Here is a 25,899-nt window from a genome sequence, read left to right on the forward strand (position 1 = left end):
GGTCTGGTCAGACCCCGTAATGAGGCGTCAGCTCATGAGCTTGGCGAGCCCCAAGTCGGATGGCTGCGCCAGTCAGAAACCAACGCATAAGCAGGCTTGAAGGGAGCAGGAAGGGACAGTCCCCTTCCTGCTTTTATCATGCCAGAAAAATAGGCGCTATCTTTGAAAAGAAAAGGAATGTCAAAACTACCATGGAGATCATTGTCCTTCGGTCTACCTACCGTCAGGTCCTGACGGTCCCTAAAACAGGCGCCCTGCGCCTCAGCGATCAGCTCAGCCTCTCACAGACCAGTGAGGGGATAACCTATCACACCAAAGAAACAACCGCTCCCCTAACCACAGCCATTCGTGTCGGGGAGCTTGTCGTTTATCCCCAGCCGGATCATCAGCGGCGTTACAGTATCGATGGCTGGTCCCGTGTGGTCATCGGCTCCCTCGGCGGGAGCGATCTCCTGTCGGGCAATCCGGTCATTAGCCTCCTGATCACGAAAACTGAAGGAGGCGACTGGCAGCTTCGCAATCTCGGAGCACCCATCTACCTCAATAACCATCTCACTGACCAAAACCACTCCCTCCCCTTCGGGGCAGAGGTGGCTTTTGGCAACAGTCTGATCAAGGTCTTCCCCAAGGAAATCTGGGTGTCAGGTGCTGTCCAAAACGCCACCTTACTGGAGGTCGCTGTTTCCGCTTACCAATACTACGACGGCTACCCGGACTATCACCGTTCGCCGCGCTTGATCTACCATTTCAATGAGGACCGGCTAACGGTCACTGCGCCGCCGAAAGAGCCCAACAAACCGCGCAATGAACTGCTCCGGATGCTGGTACCGCCCTTGGTCATGATCGGGGTGGTCATCTTGATTACCGTCTTTCAGCCGCGGGGGCTCTATATCCTGATGGCTGTGGCCATGAGTCTCGTGACGGCGATCTTCTCTGTTCAGAACTATTTTCGCAATAAGCGGGAGTACAAGCAGAGCCTAGCGGATCGGCTATCCGCCTACCGAGCCTACCTCGCTGACAAGGCCATCCAGCTGACCCAGCTCTCGAATACTCAGCGCCGCTGGCAGTTCTATCACTATCCGGCCATTCAGGAATTGGATACCCTCGTGCAGGCCCTTTCCCGCCGCATTTATGAAAAGATCCCCCAAGACGAGGATTTTCTCTCCTACCGCTTAGGGCTAGGGGAAGTGCCGACCAGCTACCGCCTTGACTACTCGCAGCAGGAGCGCTCAGGGGTGAAAGATCCTCTGGAAGAAGAAGGGTTTGCCCTCTATGAGGCCCACAAAACCTTGACGAATATGCCGGTTGTGGCGACGCTCACCAACGGCCCAGTCGGCTATGTCGGGGAGCGTTCGCTCGTATTGGAGCAGCTCCAGCTCCTCGTTCACCAGCTGGCCGTCTTTCATTCCTACCACGATGTTCAGGTGATTACGATCATGCCTGAGGCTGAAAAAGAACAGTGGCAGTGGCTGCGCTGGCTGCCCCATGCGACCCTGCAGGACATCAACGTCCGCGGTTTTATCTATAATGAGCGCACTCGCGATCAAATCCTTAACCGGCTGATGGAAACCCTGAGACAGCGTGAGCTCCAACAAAAAGAGGCGGGGGCCAATCAAGAGCTGCGCTATCTGCCCCACTATGTGGTGCTGGTGACGGAGGCCAGCTTGATCACGGACCATGTCATCATGGAGTTCTTCGCCAAAGATCCGAGCGCCTTAGGCTGCAGCCTGATCTTTGTGCAGGATACCATCCGCTCCCTGCCGGAGAATGTCCAGACGGTCATCCATCTGAAAGACCCGGCTACTGGCGAGCTGGTCATGGAAGAGCGGCGCTTTAAGGAACAGACCTTTGCCTTGGATCATTTCCCAGAAGGGTACGATAAGGAGCGGATCAGCCGCCGTCTGGCGCCCCTCAATCATCTGGAAACCCTGCAGTCGGCTATTCCAGAGGCGGTCACCTTCTTAGAGATGTACCAAGTTGATCGCGTGGAGGAACTGGGGATTTTCGAGCGCTGGCAGTCGCACGCTCCCCACCAGTCGCTGGCAGTTTCTCTGGGTTTGCGAGGATCTGAGGATTATGTTAAGCTAGACTTGCATGAGCGGGCGCACGGGCCGCATGGCCTGATTGCCGGAACGACGGGGTCTGGGAAGTCGGAGCTGATCCAATCCTATATCCTCTCCCTAGCGGTTAATTTCCACCCGCACGAGGTGGCCTTTCTCCTGATTGACTATAAGGGTGGGGGTATGGCCAATCTCTTTAAAGACCTGCCCCATGTCCTAGGGACCATCACCAACTTAGACGGGAACCAGTCCATGCGGGCCTTGGCCTCTATCCGAGCGGAGAATGAGCGCCGTCAGCGCCTCTTTAATGAAGCGGGGGTCAACCATATCCATGCCTATCAGAAGAAGTACGAGCAGGGGGACGTCTCCGAACCCCTGCCCCATCTGATCATCATCAGTGATGAGTTTGCGGAGCTCAAGAATGAGCAGCCCGACTTTATCACCCAGCTGGTCTCAACCGCTCGGATCGGTCGCTCCTTAGGGGTTAACCTCATTCTAGCGACCCAGAAACCCGCTGGGGTGGTTAATGACCAGATCTGGTCCAACTCCAACTTTCGGATCGCCCTTAAGGTGGCAGACAAGGCGGATTCACAGGAGATGCTGCACACGCCGGATGCGGCCGCGATTAACCAAGCCGGTCGCGCTTACTTGCAGGTGGGCAACAACGAAGTCTATGAGCTTTTTCAAAGTGCTTGGTCAGGGGCGGATTACCAGCCCGATAAGGAGGATCAGGGTATAGAAGATCATACAGTTTCCGTCATCAATGAATTAGGGCAGTACGAAGCGCTCAATCAGGATCTTTCCGGACTCGATGAAGCGACTAACATTCGTGAAGTGCCGACAGAGCTGGAGGCTGTCGTCCAGCATATCCAGCAGGTGACGCAAGAAAAGCAGATCGCGCCGCTATCTCAGCCGTGGCTGCCGCCGTTGAGTACTGAGATTTTTGTACAAGATTTACGGCCAGACCGTTTCCAAGACCTCTGGCAAGGCGACAGCCGTCTGGAAGCGATCGTCGGTATGGTCGATATTCCGAGTGAACAAAGGCAAACGGTCGGAACTTATCAGTTAGCGGACGATGGGAACTTAGCGATTTTTGGTGGCCCAGCGATGGGAAAATCAACGCTCTTACAGACCATCGTTATGGACTTATCTAGGCAAAATACACCGGAGCAGGTTCACTTTTACATTTTTGACTTTGGAACGAGCGCTCTTTACCCCTTAAAAAACTTACCGCACACGGCTGATTTCCTCACTTCCGATCAAGAAGAAAAGCTGACAAAGTTTATGGATCTCATGAAGCGGGAAATCCAGTCACGCAAACGGCTCTTTAACCGTCATCATGTCAATTCGAAGGAGATGTATCAAGCTGTCACCGGTGAAACCCTGCCCCAAATCGTTGTCGTCATAGATAACTACGAAGGCTATAAAGACATTCAAACCGAACAGCTGCGAAACAATTTTGATAGCTTTACCCAAACACTGGCCAGAGACGGTAACAGTCTGGGGATAACGGTTATGGTCAGCGGCGGCCGTCTATCGGCTATTCGTCCAGTCTTACTGGCCAATTTCAAGACTCGCCTGAGCTTAAAATTAACAGATGAGTCAGAGATCAAAACGATTATGGGGCATTTTACCATGGCTACGGAAAGTATCGCAGGTCGAGGACTTATCACAATAGAAGAAGTTGAGGTCTTCCAAGCCGCCCTTTCTCATCGAGGGGCAACTCCGGTCCAACGGCTTCAAGCATTGCGTCAAGAAATTAGCCAAATGGATCAATTCTGGCAGGGCGACAGACCTGCAGAAATCCCAATCGTTCCAGAAGAAATGTCACTGGCACAGTTTATGGAGCGGGCAGATACGAAAAATGCCATAGCCAAGCCAGCCTTACCGCTTGGTTTGGACGTGACAGCAGTCGAAACGATTGCCCTTGATTTTTCTACCTTCAGGCACCTCGTTGTCTTCTCGGATAATTCAGAGCAGATCCGCCTTATGGTAGATCGCCTCATCGCGACTGTGAGTCAGTCAAGCTGGAAGATCACAGCCCTCCTGCTAGATGTTAACGGGGATTATCAAAACTACGAGTCAAAGGTATCGCACTATGTCAATGATCCGACTCTTCTGAGTGATATGACGGATTTTATGGTTTCAGAAATTAAGAATCGAGAAACGAATGGCTGGGACCAATATTGTACCGCCTTTATTCCTGATTTAGAGAGCTATGAGAAAGTGTCTGGATTAAGCCAGACCGAGTTGGCGGTGCTTATGACGAGAGGCCCGAAAGTTGGCTTTTTCATCATAGTAGGGACGACTTACTCTTATTTAGTGAGCATTAATCCAGTGCCAAAGTATCTTAAGGAAAACGGCCAGTATCACTTTATCGGTATGAAACTCAATGATCAGAATTTCTTGGATAAGGCTTACGATTCTAAAGAAAAGCACCCAGCCATGGATGAGGCCTATATCCATAATCGTAAAACCTATTATAAATTGAAGCTCAGTCGCAACCTCACAGAAGAAACATTCTAAGCGCAACCAACCTAAGGAGGCTTTTATGAAGAAAAGCACCAAGATCACATTAATCAGTTTAGCCACACTAGCCATTTTAGCAGGAATAGGAGGAACTCTAATGGTAGCCAATGATTTTAACAGCCGCTTTGAAGCCTTTGTCAAAGCCAAACGAGAGCAACAAGCAAAAGAAGCTGAGAAAAAGCAGCGAGAAGAAAAGATGACACCACATGAACGGCAGTTAGCCTACCTCAAAAAACACCAGCAGGAAATTGTGGATTTTGTGAAACAATCTAATGCTAAAATCGAATCCGTGCAGATTGCTTGGGATGAAACACAATGGGAAGAGCCTGGGATGTTTGAAGAAACTGAAAGTATCACTATTTTTGGAGGTATAAATGATATTGAGGATTCTGGTTGGACCCTTTCAATACCGACGAAAAAAGATGGTACAGTTGATATGGGCAGTATGTTTTTGCTTCATAGAGCTAGTATAGGAGGGGAAGAAATTGAGTAACTGGAATTTAGAAAACTTTAATTACCTCTATGCAGATCTAGCGGAATCTGCTTATAATAATAGGCCAGAGAATTTTTCTTATAATCAACTAAATAGGGACCAGAGAAAGGCACTTGATTCTGGAAAATCTGTTAGATTCAACTTTTCTCAAGATGCCAGAGACAAAGATGGAAATCTTACCCAAGGCGGTCAGCACTTTGACAGTACCGATCCCAACAACGACGGCATTGTCTATCTCCAGCCTGACCAGAAAGGGCTTTTAGAGGACAAAGAGTCTGGCTACAATGCCTATTACCTGTCTGAAAACGAGACCATCAATCAGGATACCCACCAGACTTACTTTGCGGTACGGGGCAGTGATGGCTTTGGGCAGCCCAGTCTGGAGCACCCAGAAAATTTCAAACACCCCGAAGATTGGATAAATAATGATGCGGCCTTTGCCTTACAGGATAAAATCGTTCCCCAAGCCAAAGAAGCCACCAAAGGCATGAAAGCCAAGATTGCGGAGCTGAATGAAAAAGCAGCCTCTGATGCTCAGATGAGTATCACCGGTCACTCGCTGGGCACCATGGTATCCATTCAGGGGGCAGCGGGACTGAGCCATGACGAGCTGCAAAAAGTGGATGAGATTGTTCTCTTTAATGGGCCCGATGCGACCAAGAGCCTCCAAAAAGCGGGCTATAGTAAGGCACATATCCAAGAGCTCGGAAGTAAAACCACCTACTATGTCAATCCCTTTGATCCCGTTAGTATGCTCAATCGGGACAAGCCTTATAAGGAACAGTTGGGAAAAGTCAACGTTATCGTTCCGATGGAATATACCAGTATGATAGATGGCCATTCCTCCCATGACTTTGGGGCCTACCAAATGGGGAGTGACGGCAAGCCCCTTATCGCTTCCAAAAGCTATCATCCAGAGTTGTTGACGGCGGGTCGGGACTTGGCCAAGCTGGAAAAAGAAAGTATCGAGGGGCTAAAAAAATATGTGCCTGATACGATTATTGACGGTCTCGTCAACCTCAGCCCTGATCAATTTCAAACAGTGGCTCAAAGTATGGGGGCTATTATTGGGAAAATCAAGGATGGCGTCAGCTTATCCGATATCGCTTCGCTGCCGAACGAGATACAAGCGACCATTAAAGTAGTCGCCGACAATCTTGGGATCAGTCAGGATGACCTTATCGCTTTTCTTGGCAATGCCGCTGGCCATTGGCAGGATATTGAAAAAATCTGGACCAATTTCCAGGAGGAATACAGCCAGCTGATCAAAGACGCCAAAGCTGAATCGATCAAATGGTCTCGGGAGAACATCGACAGTTTCCACGCTAAGATAAAAAATGCGACAGGAGCACAGAGGATTCTGCTTCGGACAGAGTTGCTCTATATGGCGACCCAGCTGGCTGAGGAAGATATTAACAATAAAGTTGAAGCAGCCAAGAAGCATATCAGCGATGTTAAGGAAGAGGTTAAGGTCATTTCCGAGGCAGCGATAGCGGCGTCAAGAGCCTTAGGGGCGCACCTCAGCGACAGTGAGATTGAAGAGCTGACAGCTGAGATAGAGATGTCCAATGTTTGGGATGAGGGGACAGAAGAGGCGGCTAAGTCGGCCCTTGATGCCTATAAGAGTCAGATGGATACCTTTAGCTCAGATCTCATATATGCGGCACAAAATATCGAAGCGGTTGATAACCAGCAGGCCGGGGAGATTTTTGACAATCTTTCACAGTAGCGAAAAAAAAGGAACACTATATGTCAAAAAAGAAAAAAAGTGATGATTTTGAACTAGAAGAATTCATAAAAAAACAGGAGCGGGCAGCTATTAAAGCTATCGTTTCGGCAGCTTCTTCTTCCATCAAAAGTAAGGGAACCAGCTTAAAATCAACGCTGGATAAAGATGCTAAAGCGTTGAAGGATTATGCCTCAACTTATAAAAAGAACATTGCGGATGGATTAGAAGGTCAAGCGGCTCAGGCGGCTTCGGATTTTTTAATCCAGCTTCCTAAGCCTACCTTGGGAAATCCGATTAGTTAGGGAATAAAATGGTAACGGTTAATACTAAAATTAGGGAACTGGATGACCAATATGAAAGTGATTTAAAGGCTATTCAAAGCAAACGAGACAGCTTAGAGGAGGATTACCAGCGTTTTATGCGGGTAACAGATGACTTGAAAGAACAAGTTTACCAAGCCACTCTCAAGCGTGACATAGAACTTTCGCCAGACGCAAAGGGTCAGTTATATCAAATGGATATTACTAGCGATGATTTTAAGTCAAAGTTTCAGCAAGAAATAGCTGAACTGGATGAAGAGCAAGCTCAATTGAAAAAAGACTACGACAAACAGGTCGATAAAATTTATGAGGAAGCCCGCCAAGATCAAAACGATGATTCCGACAGTCAAGACACATGAGCGGTCACACGGTCGCACAGTCACATCGCAGGGATGATCAACTCTGAGAAGTTGGAGTTGTTCCAGTTTTACCGCTTAAGTTTGGCGGTCAACTTCTGTCCGCAGGACGCAGATTCTATTTTTTGTGGTAGACTAAGCAAGAAAGAGGCTAGGACAAGAGTTCAGACGCGTTAGCACTGTTCTAGAGTTACCAGAATGACGCAGTGGTTGATTGGAGATGGCTTATGAAAACACTTGATTTAAAAGACTTTACCTGGACAGGTCAGCCGGCAGATGTTAGCTATACCGCTGATGCCGTGGAGGTGACCACAGCACCGCGTACAGATCTCTGGCAAAAGACCTATTATCACTTTATTAATGATAATGCCCCTGTTTTTTTGGTGCCAGTTGACGACCAGTATTTTTCATTTACGGTTAAGACGACCTTTGCGGACAGCCACCATCGTTTTGACCAATGTGGGGTTGTGCTTTACCAAAACAGTGAAAATTGGATCAAAGGTTCTATTGAATATGAGAATGATGATTTTCAGCATTTAGGCAGTGTGGTGACCAACCGCGGCTATTCAGACTGGGCGACGACTGAGATTCCGGCAAGTATCAAAAGTATGTGGTATCGGCTCAGTCGCAGGGAAAGCGATTTTCTGATCGAATGCTCTGAGGATGGCAAGATTTTTCGTCAGATGCGGATCTGTCATTTCTACGAGGGAACAGGCACTGTCCATATCGGGATTTACGCCTGCTCGCCAGAGGATTCTTCTTTTACCGCTGTTTTCTCAGATTTTAGCCTGACGGAGTGCCAGTGGGCTGCCCACGATGGTCAGGCACCGAATATGTAGCTATTTCAAGCCGGCGGAAAAGGTAATGGTGCAATCTTTAAAAAGCTATCCTGTGCTGTTTTTCGCTAATCTCTTCTACGGCAAATTTCCTACAGGAATTCGTCAAACCATTGAGGTTCTGTCGGTTTAATCTAGTAATAAAGCAAAATACGAACATTATTCGTTTACAATATTATTTTTTGGACAGAATAGGTATATTTTTATAATATAATGATGGAAGGGTAAGCAATTGCCTAGCGATGCTCTGAAAGTGATAACGACTATCAGAGTTATAGGAAGGTCATCATATTAATGCTGCAGGCTGAAGATGACCTTTTGATATACTCAAAAATCCTCTGTCAGTTTAGCGGCCGAAAGAGGATTTTTATGTACAATGATTTGCCTGTTTTTGACTATGAAGACATTCAGCTGATTCCCAATAAATGTATCATCGACAGTCGATCCGATGCTGATACGACAGTAACTCTGGGGAAACATCAGTTCAAGATCCCCGTAGTCCCTGCCAATATGCAGACCATTATTGATGAAGATGCGGCGGAGCTACTGGCAAGGGAAGGCTATTTCTATATCATGCATCGTTTTGATGAAGAGGGACGCAAGCCCTTTATCGCACGCATGCACGCTCAAGGGCTGATAGCGTCTATCTCAGTTGGGGTCAAGGACTATGAGTATGATTTTGTCAGCAGTTTAAAAGAGGATGCCCCAGATTATATCACGATTGATATTGCCCACGGGCATGCGGATAGTGTCATTAAGATGATTAAGCATATCAAGTCCGAGCTGCCAGAAACCTTTGTTATTGCTGGTAATGTAGGAACACCTGAAGCGGTTCGTGAACTGGAAAATGCAGGTGCAGATGCGACCAAGGTCGGTATCGGCCCGGGCAAAGTCTGCATTACTAAAGTCAAAACGGGCTTTGGTACCGGTGGCTGGCAGTTGGCTGCTCTTCGCTGGTGTGCCAAAGCCGCCCGTAAACCCATTATTGCGGACGGCGGTATCCGCACCCATGGTGATATTGCTAAATCAATCCGCTTTGGCGCCACGATGGTTATGATTGGCTCGCTATTTGCCGGCCATATCGAAAGCCCAGGTAAGCTGGTAGAAGTAGATGGAGAGACCTTCAAAGAGTATTATGGCTCTGCTTCGGAGTACCAAAAGGGTGAACACAAGAATGTCGAAGGAAAAAAGATTCTTCTGCCAACGAAAGGTTCTCTTAAAGATACTCTGCTTGAAATGGAGCAGGATCTTCAAAGTGCTATCTCTTATGCCGGTGGACGCGATTTGGAGAGTTTGCTGCATGTTGATTATGTCATTGTCAAGAACTCAATCTGGAATGGCGACGCTATCTAGGATATATAAGAAAGGCTCACTTATTTCTCAAATAAGCGAGCTTTTTCCAATTATCTAAAGATTTTCTTTGAGGAAGCTCAGAAAGCTTTGAACAACTCGTGCCAACTGACTGTGCCTCTTCCAGATCAGGTAGAGGCTGATAGCTGGTAAGTCATCGGTAAGCGGTATGAATGTTAAGGGACTAGTTGGACTATCAGTATTGACGAGATTGGGCCAAGCAATTGCGATTCCCATACCAGACTCGACCATAAGACTGGCGTTATAAACGAGATTAAATGTAGCAGCCAACTTTGCTTTTTTCCCAATCCTTTCAAGAAATAAATGTCTGGCTTCCTTCTGATTGGTGATAATAAGAGGGTAAGGCTCAAGATCCTTCAACTGAAGACTTTTTTGATTTGCCAATGGATGAGCTTTTGGCAGGAGAGCACCCCAAGTTTCCTGAGATGGCAAAGGCATGCTCTTGAATTGTTCATGGTTGACATCTCTCGTAACGATCCCTAAATCCAAGATACCGGCATTAATTTTTTCGATGATGTCATCGGCGTTGCCGCTGGTCACATCAAATCTGGTATTAGGGAATTCCTCTTGGAAAGCTTTAGCTTGGTCGATGACCGTTTTAATGGACCGTCCTTCAGCAGCACCGATAGCGATCGGCCCTGAGATGGGGCCCTTATCGACTAGATTGTTAGTGGTTTTATCAACTAGCGATAGGATTTCCAAGGCCCGATTGTAGAGGTAGTGACCATCCTCAGTCAGGCTTATTTCACGACTCCCGCGATGGAGGAGCTGGGTACCAAGTTCTTCCTCTAAATCCTTCATTTGACGTGAGAGGGTTGGTTGGGTAATGTGCCGCTTCTGGGCGGCTTTGGAAATCGATTTTTCTTCAGCAATGGTCACAAAGTATTGTAAAACACGTATATCCATAATTAGTCATAGTCCTTTCTAAGCTAGTATACCATGAAAATTCAATATATGCTTAAAAGGCATTCTATAAATACAATATAAGTATTTGTAATGGCATAGTTGTTGGCTTATACTATAGTTACCAACAAAGAATTTAAGGAGAATGATTATGACTGAACAACGTTTTAACCTGACACAGGAATGGGATAAGGTTTTTCCAAAAAGCAATCACGTGAATCACCAAAAGGTGACCTTTCAAAACCATTTTGGTATCACCTTGGCGGCGGATTTATATGTTCCCAAGAATGCTAATGGTAAATTGCCGGGACTGGCAGTAGCTGGACCTTTCGGGGCTGTCAAAGAGCAGTCTTCAGGACTTTATGCTCAAGAAATGGCAGAGCGCGGCTTTGTAGCTATGGCCTTTGACCCGTCCTATACTGGCGAATCCAGTGGTTTTCCACGTTTTATGCAATCACCGGATATCAATACGGAGGATTTCCAAGCAGCAGTCGACTATTTGAGTACCAGTGACTTGGTTGATGCTGAAAAAATCGGTATCATCGGTATCTGCGGCTTTGGCGGGATTGCCCTTAATGCAGCAGCTATTGATCCTCGCATCAAAGTGACGGTCGTCTCAACCATGTATGACATGTCGCGAGTGGCTGGAAACGGCTATTTTGACGATGCAGATAATGAAGAAGCTCGTTACCAACAACGTTTGAGCCTAGCTAAGCAACGGACAGCTGACTATAAAAATGGCAGCTATGCCCTTGCCGGCGGGGTTGTGGATCCCTTACCTGAGGATGCACCGCAGTTTGTCAAAGACTATTACGCCTACTACAAACAACCGCGTGGTTACCATGCCCGCAGTGTCAACTCAAACGATGGCTGGGCTATTCAAGCCAATACCAGCTTTGCTAATACACGTTTTCTCTACTACAGCGATGAAATCCGAAATAGCGTTCTCCTTATTCATGGAGATGCTGCCCACTCCTACTATATGGGTAAAGATGCTTTTGCCAAACTCAAAGGCGACAACAAGAAGATGATTACTGTCAAAGGGGCAAGCCATGTTGATCTCTATGACCAAAAGGATAAGATTCCGTTTGATGACATCGAAAATTTTGTCAAAGAAAACCTATGATAAAGCGTTTTTTTACTCTAGGTCTCATCTGCTGGGTAGCTGTCAGCTTATGCGCCTGTCAGCAGCCCAAAAAAGCAGCAGAACCTGATTTAGCGGCGCATCAATCTCGTACGACCAAAGAAGAGAAAAGGGATAAAATGACAGATCACATTACTCTGAAACTCAAAAATCAGACAATTTCTCTGGAATTGGAGGATAATCAAGCTACTCGCACCTTAGTAGATAAATTATCGCAGAAGGATATCGAAATTTCTCTATCCGATTACGGCGGTTTTGAAAAAGTTGGAGATTTGCCTTTTTCTCTGCCAGCCGATGACACCAACCAAACAGCTGAAAGCGGCGATGTCATGCTCTATCAGGGGGATAAACTGGTGATTTTTTACGGTTCTAACAGCTGGTCTTATACGAAACTTGGTCACATTTCAGGATACTCAGGCAAGGAGCTGCAGCAGCAGTTGGGGCAAGGAAAGGTGACCCTCAGCTTGTCTTTAAAGGACTAGAGGTGTTGTGAAATTTACCTAACTAATAAATAGTAAAATAGGATTGGAACCATACTGGCTCCAGTCCTTATTTTTATGGTATTTGCTATATTCCGTTTAATTTTAGACTGCTGACAAATTGCTCCACTTACCTTAAGTCACTAAAAATTGCATTTCAGCTGTAATGTGATATTTACTATTAAGTTTTAAAATTTGTTTGGTCTAGCATAGGGTGAGAGTAGTTGCCTTTTCTAGTTGAAATTATCATCAATAAGATAATTAAAAGCAGTTCTGATGAATTCTGAAAAATTAGTACAGCTGAAAAAGTTTCCTTTTCAATGTTCTGCTGATTGGGTAAATCTTTGACAAAGGTCTTTTTGTGTACTATGATTTAAATGGCAATAAGTTTTAGATAAAAGTAATTATGATAGAAATTTAGTCCTAATAGTTTGCTTTTAAGTGACTAACTTATTTTAGATAGAAATAAAGGAGATTGGAAATGCCGGGTAAGGATGGGGGATATCTGACACTCAAGATACGATTATTAAATGGGCGACTGTTTAATCGCTATCTCGCAATGGATCAGCGAGCGCTGTATAAGGCAGAGCAAGGGAAGATTTTATCTGCTCTCTGGGAGCGGCAGCCCCAAACAGCAACGGATTTGGCGAGGGTGACAGGACTGGCTGCCAGCAGCTTATCCTTGATGCTAAAGCACTTAGAAGAACAAGGCTTGATTACAAGCCTTGCCTCTGAAAGTGACAAGCGCAAGCGCTATTATGAAACAACCTCACTGGGACGGAGTCAGCAAGAAGTGGGTCAGTCTGTCAGTCAAAAATTGAGTGATGTCTTTTATCGAGGTTTTACAGAAGAGGAAATTACGGCTGTTGAAGGTTATCTTCAACGTATCCTCAATAATCTGGAATCTGAGGAAGAAAGGTACAGCAGGCACTAAGGAGGAAGTTATGAAAGCATTTGTTGTGGAAAAAGCGGGCGGCCCTGAGGTTCTTCAGTTAAAGGAAGTTTCTAAACCTAAGCTAAGGAGAGGCTGGTCGCTGATTAAGGTGAAGGGATTCGGTGTCAATCGCTCAGAAATCTTTACGCGGCAGGGTTATTCACCCAGTGTCACCTTTCCGAGAATTTTAGGGATAGAGGTGGTCGGACTAATAGAGCAAACGACCGATGAAAAACGTTTACCAGTTGGGCAAACGGTGGTATCACTTATGGGTGAGATGGGCAGAGATTTTGATGGCAGTTACGCAGAGTATGTGTTGGTTCCTAATCATCAAATCTATCCTATTGAGACTAGGTTAGACTGGACACGGTTAGCTGCCGTTCCTGAAACTTACTATACCGCGTTTCTGGCGATGAAAAATCTACAGCTAAAGGCTGAGGATGCCGTCCTAGTCCGTGGTGGTACGAGCGGTTTAGGTCTGGCCTTTTTGCAGTTAGCTAAGGCGAAATATCCACAGATGATCATAACGGCTACGACGAGAGTCCTGTCTAAAAAGTCCCAGTTAAAAGAGCTGGGATTTACAGACATTATTGAGGATAGAGATGGTCAGTTGCAGACTAAGCAAAGCTACAGCAAAATACTGGAACTGGTTGGCCCCGCAACGATTATGGATAGCCTTGGTCACTTGCGGCCTTTTGGTATTGTTTCAAGTGTCGGCCAACTCGGGGGTAAATGGTTTTTAGAAGATTTTGATCCCATTATGGCTCTACAAAATCATAAGTATCTGTCAACGGCCTATTCAGGCCTTGTTGATGAAGGGACTGTAAAGGAACTGTTTGCCTATATTGACGATTACAAGCTTGATGTCAAACCAGCGGGAATTCACCGCTTAGAAGACCTTCCAGATATTCACCGTCAAATGGATGAACGCGACAATCTTGGAAAACATGTTGTTTTATTAGATGAGGCCCAAAATGACACAAAAATCTCTATTTGATCAAGATATGGAAGCGACTGCCCCCTTAGCTAGTTGTGTGCGCCCAAAGACTTTGGATGATTTTATCGGCCAGAAACACTTGGTGGGAGAAGGTAAATTTTTACGCCAGATGATCGATAGCAATCAGATTGCGTCGATGATCTTCTGGGGGCCGCCTGATGTTGGTAAGACAACCTTGGAAACTAGGCCTGAAAGGCATCAACGGTCACATCTATTATAAGCCGCCAGAAGTAGGATTAAACAGCGTTTGAACTCTATTAAAGATTGGAAAAACAGTCATTCGACGAATTTTTGGGTAGTAGAAGGAAACGGCTCTCATTTAGATCGCTTTCCTTTGCAAAACCTATTATAGTAGCGGTAATAGGAATAGCAAAAGTATCATTTGATAACGGCTAAAAGGTATCGCGTCGACTAAGAGATTAAAAGTCATTTTCTCCTTAACCATCTGCATTGCCTGCCCTAAAAGCTTGGCCTGCTTAATGTAAGACAGGTGCAGCGCTTCTAGTGAGGTTACTTGTTTTTTTAATGATCGGGTGCTATAATGATGAGCAAATCGGATGGATTCTCTAAAGAGGAGGGAGAAAGGTAGCCAAGTTACCTAGTTATCAAGTGCGAAGCTCTTAGATAACAAGTTGCTACCGTATCTTAGCGACTGAACACGCCTACACTCCTGCGAAAAAAGACTCACCTTCCTTGAATCTTTAGCGATTCATCGTCAGGTTCCCTATTTTTCTTTGGAGTGCTTAACGGCTTTGTATCTTAGTAACTGAACACGCCTACGACTCTGTGGAAAAAGATAAAGTCTCCTAGATGCCTACTGCATCTGCGTCGACTTTCCTATTTTCCTTTGAGTCGCTTAACGGCTTTGTATCTTAGTATAAGGAGGACTGCTATGCCTTATAATGAATTTCATCAAAAAATCGGAGAGTCTCTCCCGAACTTCACTCCCGGTGCTTTTCCAGATGTTGCGGTGCTTACTGGAAGGACAGTTGTCTTGGAGCACTTGGATGTTGAGAAGCATTTGGATGATATCTATGACTTTGCTGTTACCAATGGACAGCCACAAGATTGGACCTATTTACCTGTTGGTCCCTTTGAAACGCGTCACGAAGTGTCTGATTGGCTAGTGAGTTTATCGCACAAGACAGATGCCTATTTCTTTGCCATTCGAGATAAAGAAAGGGATAGAGTCGTCGGCCTCTTTTCTCTGATGCGTATCAATCCTGCCAACCGTACTATTGAAATGGGATGTGTTGTTTATTCTCCGGTCTTGCAGCATTCCATCGCAGCGACAGAAGCTCAATATCTGGCCATGTCTTATGTCTTTGAAGAGTTGCAGTATCGCCGCTATGAATGGAAGTGTGATGCTCTCAACCAGCGTTCGCATCAGGCCGCTCTTCGTTTGGGCTTTACCTTCGAAGGAACCTTCCGTCAGCACATGGTCTATAAGGGACGCAGCCGTGATACGAATTGGTTCTCCATTCTTGATAAGGAATGGCCTGCTCAGAAAGTACGCTTTGAGCGGTGGCTCTCACCCGATAATTTTGATGCCAACGGCCAACAGAAAAGATCTCTGCAAGATTAGATATAGCAGAGATAACAAATAAAAAAGGCTCTTTGTCAACTGTAGTGGGTGACTTATAGCTAAGCACGAGAGGAGATAAATTTTGTCTTCTCTTTTTCTATGTTCAAAGCGAGGTAAATGCGTTTTTTTAAGCTGTCGAAGTTTCTGAATCCAAAAGCATTGCGCTTGATGTCTTTGATGAGTTTGTTAGTAGCTTCTAACTTGGCGTTAGAATAAGGAAGTTCAATGGCATTGGTAATAAAATCCTTATAGCGACTGACAGTGTTCAAAGCAACTTTGAAGGTGTGATTGAGATACGGTAACGTATCATAGATGAGGTCAAAAAATTGCTTGGTATTCTTCTCCTGCAAGTGAAAAAGGAGCAGCTGGTAAAGGTCATAATAGCCTTTTAGTTCAGGGACTAGCTTGACTATCATCTTATTGAGACATTGTTTAGGCGTCAGCGTTTCTCTAAAAGTCCGAGAGTAGAAAGTGTTAAAAGAAAGTTTCCGGCTATCTTTTAGAAAGAGCTTCCAGTGATATTTAAGAGCGCGGTATTCAAGGGATTTCTTATCCCATTGATTCATGATCTGGACTCTTGTTTGATTGAGCGCACGACTCATGAGCTGGACAATATGAAAGCGATCGAGGACAATTTTAGCTTTAGGAAATAGTCGTTTAATGAGAGGAATGTAACTTCCGGACATATCGACCGTGACGACTTTGACCCTATTTCTGGCTTCCTTAGAGTACTTAAAGAAATGATTTCGAATGGTTGCTTGTCTTCTGTTATCGAGAATAGTGATGATTTTCTTGGTCTTGAAATCTTGAGCGATGAAAGCTAGTTTGCCTTTTTGATAAGAGAATTCGTCCCAGGAGAGAACTTCTGGTAACGTGGCGTAATCCTCTTGGAAATGACATTGGTTGAGCTTGCGATAGACGGTAGAGGTAGAGACAGCCAACTTAGAAGCGATATGGGTTAAAGCTTCTCTGTTGAGTAATAGCTGAGCCACCTTCAGTCTCACCATCTCAGAAATTTGGCAATTTTTCTTAACAAGATTGGTTTCAGATACAGTGACTTTACGACAGACTTTGCATTGAAATCGTCTCTTTTTCAAACGAATGAGACTAGGGAAGCCACCAATTTCGATAAAGGGGATTTTAGAAGGCTTTTGGAAATCGTATTTGATCTGTTTTCCTCTGCAATGTCTGCATTTCGGAGGGTGATAGTCAAGAGTTGCCATGACGTCGATATGAGTATTGTGCTTAATGACATGATTTAAGGTAATATTTTTATCTTTGATTCCGATGAGTTGTGTGGTATGATTGAGGTGTTCCATAAGAGTCTTTCTAATGAGTTGTTTGAATGCTTTTCATTATAAGTCTTGTGGGACTTTTTTTGTACTCAAAAAGCCCTATAACTTCCTAAGTGGAGTTACCCACTACAGAAATTATAGAGCCATAAAAAAACACTTCTGATTCTAGGGTACTAGATGCTAACAGGAGTGCTTTTTATTTACCTGATTGATAATGAGTGCAGTGCTTAATGCTCATGTGAACTTTGTTAACAAATAAGGTATGATTTAATAATTTTTTATTATCAGTTTCGAGTTTTCTAGCTATCCTCGTTTTACAGACTTGTGACTAGATGAGGAGCGGATTTTCATTATACCTCTTTTAATCATTTCTGCTATAAAGCCAGTGGACAGACGTTTTGAAATGTTTTAGTCTTCTTTTTTAGGATCTTACTCGTCTAGAACCGATTAGAATTCTTGACATTCTGCTATATCAGTTTTAAACTACAAATGTAAACAAAACTACAGTTGTAGTTTGAATTGAGGAGGTATAGCGATGCCTGATGTAACTGGAAGTGAGTGGTAAATCATGAGGGGTGTTTAGGCTTACGAAGGATTGTCTTACTTCAGCTATTTAGCCATACTAAGATGCTGTTTTAATAAAGTACCAGATTGATGGTCCAGATTTATCTATAGTATAACTGACATCAAAACCTTAATGCTCTTACTTAAAGAAAAAGTAGCACTCAAAATATTCCAGTGTCAGTGCCTTTAGAGTCAATGCCATTATCATAATTTTTAAAAACTAAAAGGAGTCTGTTATGAATCATCAACACAATCATCACATGGATAGGTCTCATTCTTCACATGCGACTCACCACAGTCATGGGGGTGGAATGGCTCATAGTGGCCATGCTGAAATGTTCAAGAAAAAGTTTTGGGTAAGTCTTATTCTATCTCTTCCTGTGCTATTTTTATCACCAATTATGGGGTTGAAACTACCGTTTCAATTTATCTTCCCTGGGTCCAATTGGATAGTATTAATTCTCTCGACAGCTGTATTTTTCTATGGCGGGATGCCCTTCATTACTGGTGCTAAAGATGAAATCAAGGCGAAAAGTCCTGGTATGATGACCCTGGTTGCTATGGGGATATCTGTTGCTTATTTCTATAGTGTCTATGCCTTCATTGCCAATAACTTTATCGGAGGCGATCATGTTATGGATTTCTTCTGGGAATTGGTGACACTGGTAGTTATTATGCTATTAGGTCACTGGATTGAGATGAAGGCTATATCCAATGCAAACTCTTCACTAGAGCAATTGGCCAAGCTTTTACCCGATGAAGTTACTCGTATCACCGATGGTAAGGAGGAGAATGTAGCTCTCGAAAACGTAAAAGAAGGCGATGTTCTCTTAGTACGTGCCGGTGATAAAATGCCTGCTGATGGAATCATCGAATCTGGCTCAACAATTGCGGATGAATCAGCCGTTACCGGTGAATCTAGGGGAATTATTAAAGATGTAGGAGATAGTGTCATCGGAGGTTCTATTAATGGCAATGGGACTATTCAAATGAGGGTAACTGGTACTGGAGAAAGCAGCTTCCTAGCTCAAGTCATGGAGCTGGTACGAAAAGCGCAGGATGAAAAGTCTCATTTGGAAGTCCTTTCCGACAAGGTGGCCAAATGGTTATTCTATGTGGCCGTTAGTGTTGGTATTGTGACCTTTATCGTTTGGTTGTTGATAGCAGATTTGCCAACGGCACTTAAATTTACAGTGACAGTACTGGTTATCGCCTGTCCACACGCTCTGGGATTAGCGATTCCGCTTGTCGTTTCTCGTTCAACATCAATGGCTGCTCAAAACGGACTATTATTAAAACGTCGCTCAGCTCTCGAAGTTTCCAGTCATCTAAATAAAATGGTTTTAGACAAAACTGGTACTTTGACAGAAGGAAAATTCGATGTTACAGGTGTTGAACAGTTCTCCCACTACACTGCTGAAGATGTTTTAGCTTTTTACGGAGCACTAGAAAAAACATCAAATCACCCTATCTCAACCAGTATTGTTAACTATATTTCTGAACGCAACATTCCCGTAAGGGATGCACAGGAGACAGAGAATATCTCTGGTAAAGGAATTCGAGGTCTAATTGATAATAAAGAAGTCCAAATTTTAAGCTACAAAGCCATCAAACTCCTTGGATTTAATATTGATCCAAAAGTTATCAAACCTTATCAAGAACAGGGAAATACATTAACCTTTCTTATTGTCGACGGTATATTGGCAGGTATGATTGCTCTGGGTGATACTGTTAAATCTGATTCAGCCGAATTTATTAAGTCACTAAAAAATCATGGGATTACCCCAATCATGATGACTGGAGATAATAAAGACTCAGCTAAGGCTGTTGCTGACTACTTAGGAATCACAAACTATTTCGCAGAGATGTTACCAAGCGATAAAGAAAAAAAGGTAGCCGAGTTAGTGGCTCAGGGAGATCAAGTAGCCATGGTAGGCGATGGGATCAATGATGCACCAAGCTTAGCCAGTGCCACTCTTGGCATTGCAATAGGGGCAGGTACTGATATCGCTATCGAATCTGCAGATCTTGTCTTGACCAATAGTAGGTTAAAGGATATCTTATACTTTTTAGATCTAGCCAAAAATACAAGAAGAAAAATGGTACAAAACTTGATTTGGGGAGCTGGCTATAATATTCTGGCTATTCCATTAGCTGCTGGAATATTAGCCCCAATCGGATTTATCTTAAATCCAGCTGCTGGTGCTATTCTCATGTCATTATCCACGGTTATTGTTGCGATTAATGCGATGACCCTGAAAATGAAAGGACAAGGATAGGAAAAGACATCGTGTAGGGCCTCCTCAACTCTAAGGTAAAATCCGGCTAACGTTTTATACAAAGGACTTACCTATTCGTATTAGTAATCCGAATCTTTTCTCAGTGGTGCGGATATTCATCATATTGCTTTAAAATCTGAGAGTGGGACAAAATATTGTAAACTTATTTAAGAAATAAGTATAGGTAAGTTTCTTAAAAAAGGTAGCACTCGTGCGTCTCATCAGTGATTCCTTGAGAAAGGGTAAGCAATGACTAAAAAATATCTATACGTTACCCAAGGAAATTAAGAAATATATCATATCTCCTATTTGCTAGTTACTTCCTTCATCCTTAAGCTACACTGCTATGAGGGAGGGAGTAAAGAGAGAGGTGCTGGCTTGTCTGTTTCAAATTTCCTTGTAGTAGAGAGGTGGACCAGTAGGGGAAATATATCGAAATAAATAGAAAAAAGAATGGACTGTTGAATAAATACGCTTTGAGCGGTGGCTTTCACCTGATAACTTTGATGCTAACGGCTACCAGAAAAGGTCTCTGCAAGATTAGATATAGCAGAGATAACAAATAAAAAGACACTTCTGATTCTAGTTTACTAGATGCTAACAGAAGTGTTTTTTTATCTTCTTTATAGATAGGCTTTTACATTATGACACATTTGTATTAATTGATAACCGAGTAATTGTTTTTGTAGGAGTGGTAAGATCGCTTTTATGGAAGAAGTGTGGGAGTGTGTTGGGAGAGCATTTCAGAAGTGAAGATCATTGACAATTTCAGCATGTTATTTTACTATCTAATTGAATAATATAGGAGTCAATAATATGCAGGAAACAATCAACCATTATAAAACTAATCTATACAAGGCTTTATCTCATTTGACCAAAGGATTGGGTAGTGAGAAGCGGATTGAAATTTTAAATATATTATCACAGGGCCCTAAATCGGTAGAGGGGATTGCACAAGCAACTGGCCTTTCGGTTGCTAATACATCACGACACCTTCAAGTGCTAAAAGACAGTCATTTAGTAGTGACGCACCGCAATGGAAATTATATTCGTTATAGTTTGGCTTCAGAAAAAGTGGCTCAGCTTATCCTTTTATTATTTGATGTAGGTGAGGAGCAGCTTGCTGAAGTTCGTGCTATTGAGAAAGATTATGATCAAGCGGCTGGAGTTAGCCAACTAACTTTGGATAAGGCAGTGGAGATGTCTGAGCAGGCAGATGTTGTCTTGGTTGATCTTCGACCAGCTGAGGAGTTTGAAGCTGGGCATCTGCCAAGAGCGCTGAATCTACCGATTGACGAGTTTGCTCAGAGAAAAACGAAGCTGCCAAAAGATAAAAAAATTATCCTCTACTGTCGTGGTCGTCAATGTGGTTACGCTAATCTAGCTGCCCAAGATTTACAGAACATGGGCTATCAAGCTTTTAGCCTTAATCGAAGTTTTGCAGATTGGAAATGGGGCACAGGTTTAGCCATCAAATAAGTCAATGTAAAAAGTAGTTTGCTAAAAAGTCAACTACTTTTTTTAGTACAGTTGAGCAAAATAGTTGATCTTTTATTGAAACATGCTATAATTCAATTATTCAATTAAATGATTGAATATAAAAATGCTGTTTTTTTTAAAACTCTATTCAACGAATTAGTTGAATATCATAGAGGAGGCTATCATGACAAAACAACTAACAACTGAAACTTTTGCACAAGAAATCCAGGCTGGTGTCACATTGGTAGATTTTGGTGCGACCTGGTGCCCACCATGTAAGATGATTGAGCCAGTCGTAGAAGAGTTAGCGCAGGAATTTGACGGGAAAGCCAGCGTGACTAAGGTTGACGTCGATCAATCACCTGAGCTAGCCCAATTGTTCAATGTCCGTTCCATCCCTACCCTTATTTTCTTTAAAGATGGAAAGCCGGTCGATGCAACAATCGGTGTTCAATCTAAAAAAATTCTGGCCGATAAGTTGGCCAGTCAATTATAGGAGAAGGTTATGTACGATGCGATTATTATTGGATCAGGTCCTGCCGGATACACGGCAGGGATTTATCTGAGCCGTTCTGGTTTAAAGAATCGGTTAATTTCAGGGTATTCTCAGGGAGGTCAGTTGACAACGACAACTCTAGTTGAAAATTACCCTGGTTTTAAAGAAGGTGTAGATGGTAATGAACTTGTTGAAAGCATGCGCCAACAAGCCGAGCAATTTGGGACTGAAATGACCTTTGGTTTGGTTGAAAATATTGAAGGAGATGTTTCCCCATTTACCATTCATCTGGATAATGGAGAGGCCCTTCAAACCAAAGCGGTCATTATTGCGACAGGTTCCAGTGCTAAGTACCTAGGAATTCCTGGCGAAGAAGAAGTGATTGGAAAGGGTGTCAGTGCTTGTGCAACCTGTGATGCCTTCTTTTATAAAGAACGCGAAATTGTCGTGGTCGGTGGAGGTGATGTTGCCATGGAAGAGGCGATCTTTCTAACCAAGTTTGCTTCCAAGGTGACCCTTGTGCATCGTCGAAAAGAGTTAAGAGCATCAGATATTATGGTTCAGCGGGCAAAAGCCAATGATAAGATTCATTGGATGCTCAACTACACCCCGCTTGAGGTCCAGTCAGACATGCTAGGTATGACTGGACTTGATCTCAAAGATAACGAGACGGGAGAGGTGGTTGACCTCAAGGCAGATGGTTTGTTTGTAGCTATCGGACACCATCCAAATACTGAATTTTTACAGGGTAAGATCGCCTTAGATGATAAGGGCTATATCAAAACAGAACCAGGAAATTCAAAGACAACAGTAGAAGGTATTTATGCAGCAGGTGATGTCCAAGATCCTAAGTATCAACAGGCGGTAACAGCAGCTGCTAGTGGTGCCATTGCTGCTCTAGATGTTTTGGAGTATCTCAACCAATGACTCAAGATAGTATCACATCAACTTTGGAATTAAAAGAACTTGTCTCAGCGACAGCTCGTCTTGCGCTCTTAGTCTCTGCCAATCAGTGCAGTCTCTCTCCCTTAGGGCAAAGAGCCTTGATGAAAGAAGCAAGAGACCGTAATCTCCCTCTTTATCAAGCAGATATATTTCAAGTCCCTAAACTGATTCCCTTATACGGACTAAATCCAAACCAAATCAGTTTACTCATCTTTGAGCAGGGGCAGTTGATGGCAAAGGAGGTTGCCTAGTATGGCTAGAAAAACATTCAAGCAAGCTAAGAAAAAGAAATTCGCTGTCCAAGAGTACAGCCGTTGCCAATCCTGTGGGCGACCACACTCGGTCTACCGCAAATTTCAACTCTGTCGGATTTGCCTACGTAGCAATGCTTATAAAGGAATGATTCCAGGATTGAAAAAAGCATCTTGGTAACAAGAAAGGAATTATCAATGGAAATTAGTTACTGGTCAGATATTGCCTGCCCATTTTGTTATATCGGTGCAGCTCGTATGAAACGGGCGATGAGAGAGGTGGGATTAGATCCCTATGATTTGGAAATGAAGGCCTTTCAATTAGATCCCAATGCGCCTTTAGAAACTGACGAAACCATGCAAACCCAATTTGCGGCCAGCCACGGGATGACCCAGGAGCAAGCCAAATTGCAATTTGAGCACATGGCTGCTATGGGTGAGGAGGAAGGCTTGCATCTAGATGTTGCTGGTGCTATTCCAACCAATACCTTCTCAGCCCACCGTTTAGTCAAATGGGCGCGCAAACGCTTGTCTAAGGAAGATCACCAAGGCTTGATCATGAAGCTCTACCAGCTCTATTTTGTAGATCATGTCTCAATCGCTGATAAGGAAGTCCTTGTCTCCGCTGCGACAGCAGTCGGTCTGCCAGCTGATGAGGTTTCAACTTTTTTAGATGGAACAGAGTTTTCAAGTGACGTGAAACAAGATATTCTTGAAGCTCACCAATCAGGTGTGCAAGGAGCACCCTTCTTTGTAATTAACCAGAAATATGGCATTTCCGGTGCTCAGCCCTATGACTATATGTTAGCAGCCCTTAAACAAATCCAAGCAGAAGAAGGAGAGGTTTAGAATGAAAGAATTTAAATTAGATCTTTTTGAATCTACTGGAGCCAACGAAAACGGTATCGGTCTTGTCTGTGGTATTGATGGCTGTGCCATTGATCCAGGCTTGCTTGAGTCAGTTGAACAAACCAGTGAGATGACACAGATTGAGGAAACAGACTGATGGAACTATCTGTGTTAAATTTAGTCCCTTTACGAACGGGGCAGTCTTACAAGGAAGCAATGGATGATATGGTAACCTTGGCTAAACAAGTGGAATCCTATGGTTACAAACGCTACTGGATAGCTGAGCACCATAACAGCAACATGATTGCGAGTAGTGCCACTCAGTTACTCATCCAAAGAACACTGGACCAGACTAAGGCTATTCGTGTGGGTTCAGGAGGGGTCATGCTACCAAATCATAGTCCCTATTTAGTTGCGGAGCAATACGGTACGCTAGAGACCCTTTACCCTGATCGTGTTGATTTAGGCTTGGGTCGTGCTCCTGGGACCGATATGCAAACAGCAAGAGCCATCCGTCGATCCGATGATTTAAATCCGGATTTTGAGACAGATTTACAAGCCTTAGCTAGTTATTTTAAAGATGAATCACCGGTTCATGCCTATCCAGCAGCAGGCTTAGATATTCCATTTTATATTTTGGGGTCTAGTACAGACTCTGCTTACCTAGCTGCTAAGCTGGGACGTCCGTATGTCTTTGCGGCGCATTTTGCACCAGCCATGATGGAAGAGGCGATTAGGATTTACCGTCAAAATTTCCAGCCATCGGACAAGCTAAAAACTCCCTACGTTATTTTAGCCTTAAATGCTATTGTGGCAGAAACAGATCAAAAAGCCCAGAAATTAGCCACCAGCCAAACTCAGACCTTTCTAAATATTATTACCAATAGCCATCAAGGTCTCCAACCTCCAAAGGAAAGTGATGATGAGGTCTGGCGTAATTATGTCAAAGCTGAAAAAGTTCCTCATTTTGGACCAGTGGCATTTGCTAAGGAAGATCTCATTTACCGTGAAAAGGCGGCTGTTAGACAAATGTCAGCAGTTACCCTCTTAGGCTCTCCCGAGACAGTCTCTCACCAGCTGGCAGATCTACAAACTAGACTAGCATTTGATGAAATCATGGTGAATAGTTTTATTTATGATCAGGCTGCCCAAGCAAAATCTTACCGCCTGCTAGCTGAGCTCGTACAAAAAGGTGTCACGTCACATGGATAAAAAACGAATCGAAGCCTTTTCAGATGCCATTTTAGCCATTATAGTGACCATTATGGCTTTGGAGCTACAGCTGCCAAAAGAACTAACGTTATCCGGCTTTCTTGAAATTCTCCCAATGCTTTTTGTCTATATCGCTAGTTTTTTACAAATTATGACAGTTTGGCTGTATTACCATGAGCTGTTCCAATCACTGGATCAGATGAGTTTTCGGGTCTTTGGTGCTAATAGTATCTGGTTACTAGCTGCTAGCCTAGTCCCTTTGGCAACCCGGGCTGTAGGGCAATACAGCGATAGTTTTGCAGCTCTAGTGTTTTATCTGATTGTGTTAGCGTTATGGGATCTGGCTTGGCTCCTTATGACAACCGTCTTACTAAAGACGACCACTAAGCAATTAACGAATAAAGAGCGACAGGCTCCCTATCGTTGGGCTAAACTTTATGGACTACAATTGCTCATTATTCTTGTCATTAGTTACCTCTGGCCTACCTTTATCCCATTTGGTCCCTTACTCATGATCGTTAATGTGATTTATGGCTTCTTAAGCAACCAAGGTAGTTAGCCAGAAGACTTACCAAGCTGAAATCATGAAAGAGTGATAAGCTCTCTATTGGTAAAAATATTATTAGCTGTCATCTGTGTGAGTTACAGAAATAGCCACTTTTGTGGCTATTTCAGACCGAAGACAAACTTCTTTTTGGGAGTTTGTCTTTTTTTAAAAATTCTCTAGAAAAATATGGCCTGAGGTGACAATAACTAAGGTATTTACTTGAATTTGGTCAAAATAAAAAGGCCT

24 protein-coding genes and 1 pseudogene are annotated in these 25,899 nt (G+C 43.9%); 23 read left to right on the forward strand and 2 right to left on the reverse strand.

What is annotated here, in order from left to right; genetic code table 11:
* The first annotated feature begins 191 nt into the window (after window positions 1-191).
* From essC to guaC, 7 genes are all read left to right on the forward strand, one after another.
* Window positions 192-4,586, forward strand: a complete 4,395-nt coding sequence (gene essC, locus AC4HAL_RS08825; protein WP_491093856.1) for a type VII secretion protein EssC — start codon at window positions 192-194, stop codon at window positions 4,584-4,586.
* Window positions 4,587-4,611: 25 nt separating this feature from the next.
* Window positions 4,612-5,082, forward strand: a complete 471-nt coding sequence (locus tag AC4HAL_RS08830) for a hypothetical protein (RefSeq protein WP_491093857.1) — start codon at window positions 4,612-4,614, stop codon at window positions 5,080-5,082.
* On the forward strand, window positions 5,075-6,811 hold the full coding sequence (locus AC4HAL_RS08835) for a lipase family protein (protein WP_491093858.1): 1,737 nt from the start codon (window positions 5,075-5,077) through the stop codon (window positions 6,809-6,811). The genes AC4HAL_RS08830 and AC4HAL_RS08835 overlap by 8 nt, the downstream gene beginning before the upstream one ends.
* Before the next feature lie 20 nt (window positions 6,812-6,831).
* Complete coding sequence (locus AC4HAL_RS08840; protein WP_491093859.1) at window positions 6,832-7,113, forward strand: hypothetical protein; 282 nt, start codon at window positions 6,832-6,834, stop codon at window positions 7,111-7,113.
* Window positions 7,114-7,121: 8 nt separating this feature from the next.
* Window positions 7,122-7,490: a hypothetical protein gene (locus AC4HAL_RS08845; protein WP_491093860.1), complete on the forward strand. Its 369-nt coding sequence runs from the start codon at window positions 7,122-7,124 to the stop codon at window positions 7,488-7,490.
* A gap of 224 nt (window positions 7,491-7,714) precedes the next feature.
* Complete coding sequence (locus AC4HAL_RS08850; protein ID WP_491093861.1) at window positions 7,715-8,326, forward strand: DUF1349 domain-containing protein; 612 nt, start codon at window positions 7,715-7,717, stop codon at window positions 8,324-8,326.
* A gap of 366 nt (window positions 8,327-8,692) precedes the next feature.
* On the forward strand, window positions 8,693-9,676 hold the full coding sequence (gene guaC / locus AC4HAL_RS08855; protein WP_491093862.1) for a GMP reductase: 984 nt from the start codon (window positions 8,693-8,695) through the stop codon (window positions 9,674-9,676).
* A gap of 54 nt (window positions 9,677-9,730) precedes the next feature.
* Here the strand turns inward: guaC and AC4HAL_RS08860 are convergent, their stop codons facing one another.
* Window positions 9,731-10,600: a LysR family transcriptional regulator gene (locus tag AC4HAL_RS08860; protein WP_491093863.1), complete on the reverse strand. Its 870-nt coding sequence runs from the start codon at window positions 10,598-10,600 to the stop codon at window positions 9,731-9,733.
* A 148-nt stretch (window positions 10,601-10,748) separates the two neighbouring features.
* Between AC4HAL_RS08860 and AC4HAL_RS08865 the strand changes: the two genes are divergently transcribed.
* The 6 genes and pseudogenes from AC4HAL_RS08865 to AC4HAL_RS08890 all read left to right on the forward strand — a co-directional run bounded on the left by AC4HAL_RS08865 (window position 10,749) and on the right by AC4HAL_RS08890 (window position 15,736).
* Window positions 10,749-11,723 carry an alpha/beta hydrolase gene (locus AC4HAL_RS08865; protein WP_491093864.1) on the forward strand — a complete coding sequence of 325 codons (975 nt, stop codon included), beginning with the start codon at window positions 10,749-10,751 and terminating at the stop codon, window positions 11,721-11,723.
* Entirely contained in the window at window positions 11,720-12,223 is a 504-nt protein-coding gene (locus AC4HAL_RS08870) for a cyclophilin-like fold protein (RefSeq protein WP_491093865.1), read from the forward strand. Before AC4HAL_RS08865 ends, AC4HAL_RS08870 begins: the two co-directional genes overlap by 4 nt.
* Window positions 12,224-12,701: 478 nt before the next feature.
* Window positions 12,702-13,154, forward strand: a complete 453-nt coding sequence (locus AC4HAL_RS08875; RefSeq protein WP_491093866.1) for a MarR family winged helix-turn-helix transcriptional regulator — start codon at window positions 12,702-12,704, stop codon at window positions 13,152-13,154.
* Window positions 13,155-13,164: 10 nt separating this feature from the next.
* On the forward strand, window positions 13,165-14,151 hold the full coding sequence (locus tag AC4HAL_RS08880) for an alcohol dehydrogenase catalytic domain-containing protein (RefSeq protein ID WP_491093867.1): 987 nt from the start codon (window positions 13,165-13,167) through the stop codon (window positions 14,149-14,151).
* Window positions 14,129-14,329 (forward strand): annotated as a pseudogene (locus AC4HAL_RS08885) (replication-associated recombination protein A); the annotation flags it as partial. The gene AC4HAL_RS08880 and the pseudogene AC4HAL_RS08885, both read left to right, overlap by 23 nt.
* Window positions 14,330-15,043: 714 nt before the next feature.
* Complete coding sequence (locus AC4HAL_RS08890) at window positions 15,044-15,736, forward strand: GNAT family N-acetyltransferase (RefSeq protein WP_491093868.1); 693 nt, start codon at window positions 15,044-15,046, stop codon at window positions 15,734-15,736.
* Window positions 15,737-15,795: 59 nt separating this feature from the next.
* Here AC4HAL_RS08890 and AC4HAL_RS08895 read toward each other — a convergent pair whose 3' ends face one another.
* Window positions 15,796-17,055, reverse strand: coding sequence for an ISL3 family transposase (locus tag AC4HAL_RS08895; protein ID WP_491093869.1), 1,260 nt, complete (start codon window positions 17,053-17,055; stop codon window positions 15,796-15,798).
* A 776-nt stretch (window positions 17,056-17,831) separates the two neighbouring features.
* On the opposite strand from AC4HAL_RS08895, the gene AC4HAL_RS08900 reads away from it, so the two are divergent.
* From AC4HAL_RS08900 to AC4HAL_RS08945, 10 genes are all read left to right on the forward strand, one after another.
* Window positions 17,832-19,874 carry a heavy metal translocating P-type ATPase gene (locus tag AC4HAL_RS08900; protein ID WP_491093870.1) on the forward strand — a complete coding sequence of 681 codons (2,043 nt, stop codon included), beginning with the start codon at window positions 17,832-17,834 and terminating at the stop codon, window positions 19,872-19,874.
* An 816-nt stretch (window positions 19,875-20,690) separates the two neighbouring features.
* Complete coding sequence (locus AC4HAL_RS08905; protein WP_491093871.1) at window positions 20,691-21,353, forward strand: ArsR/SmtB family transcription factor; 663 nt, start codon at window positions 20,691-20,693, stop codon at window positions 21,351-21,353.
* Window positions 21,354-21,537: 184 nt separating this feature from the next.
* Window positions 21,538-21,849 carry a thioredoxin gene (gene trxA, locus AC4HAL_RS08910; protein WP_491093872.1) on the forward strand — a complete coding sequence of 104 codons (312 nt, stop codon included), beginning with the start codon at window positions 21,538-21,540 and terminating at the stop codon, window positions 21,847-21,849.
* 9 nt (window positions 21,850-21,858) lie between these two features.
* Window positions 21,859-22,776, forward strand: a complete 918-nt coding sequence (gene trxB, locus AC4HAL_RS08915) for a thioredoxin-disulfide reductase (RefSeq protein ID WP_491093873.1) — start codon at window positions 21,859-21,861, stop codon at window positions 22,774-22,776.
* Complete coding sequence (locus AC4HAL_RS08920) at window positions 22,773-23,045, forward strand: hypothetical protein (RefSeq protein WP_491093874.1); 273 nt, start codon at window positions 22,773-22,775, stop codon at window positions 23,043-23,045. Before trxB ends, AC4HAL_RS08920 begins: the two co-directional genes overlap by 4 nt.
* Window position 23,046: 1 nt before the next feature.
* Window positions 23,047-23,226 carry a type Z 30S ribosomal protein S14 gene (locus AC4HAL_RS08925; protein ID WP_491093875.1) on the forward strand — a complete coding sequence of 60 codons (180 nt, stop codon included), beginning with the start codon at window positions 23,047-23,049 and terminating at the stop codon, window positions 23,224-23,226.
* Between the two features lie 17 nt (window positions 23,227-23,243).
* Complete coding sequence (locus AC4HAL_RS08930; protein ID WP_491093876.1) at window positions 23,244-23,894, forward strand: DsbA family oxidoreductase; 651 nt, start codon at window positions 23,244-23,246, stop codon at window positions 23,892-23,894.
* A gap of 1 nt (window position 23,895) precedes the next feature.
* A complete protein-coding gene (locus AC4HAL_RS08935; protein WP_491093877.1) occupies window positions 23,896-24,051 on the forward strand; it encodes a hypothetical protein in 156 nt (51 codons plus the stop codon).
* Window positions 24,051-25,106 carry an LLM class flavin-dependent oxidoreductase gene (locus AC4HAL_RS08940; RefSeq protein WP_491093878.1) on the forward strand — a complete coding sequence of 352 codons (1,056 nt, stop codon included), beginning with the start codon at window positions 24,051-24,053 and terminating at the stop codon, window positions 25,104-25,106. The genes AC4HAL_RS08935 and AC4HAL_RS08940 overlap by 1 nt, the downstream gene beginning before the upstream one ends.
* Window positions 25,099-25,665, forward strand: coding sequence for a TMEM175 family protein (locus AC4HAL_RS08945; protein ID WP_491093879.1), 567 nt, complete (start codon window positions 25,099-25,101; stop codon window positions 25,663-25,665). Before AC4HAL_RS08940 ends, AC4HAL_RS08945 begins: the two co-directional genes overlap by 8 nt.
* Window positions 25,666-25,899: the final 234 nt, after the last annotated feature.

It is taken from the genome of Streptococcus sp. ELY_125, assembly GCF_058314535.1.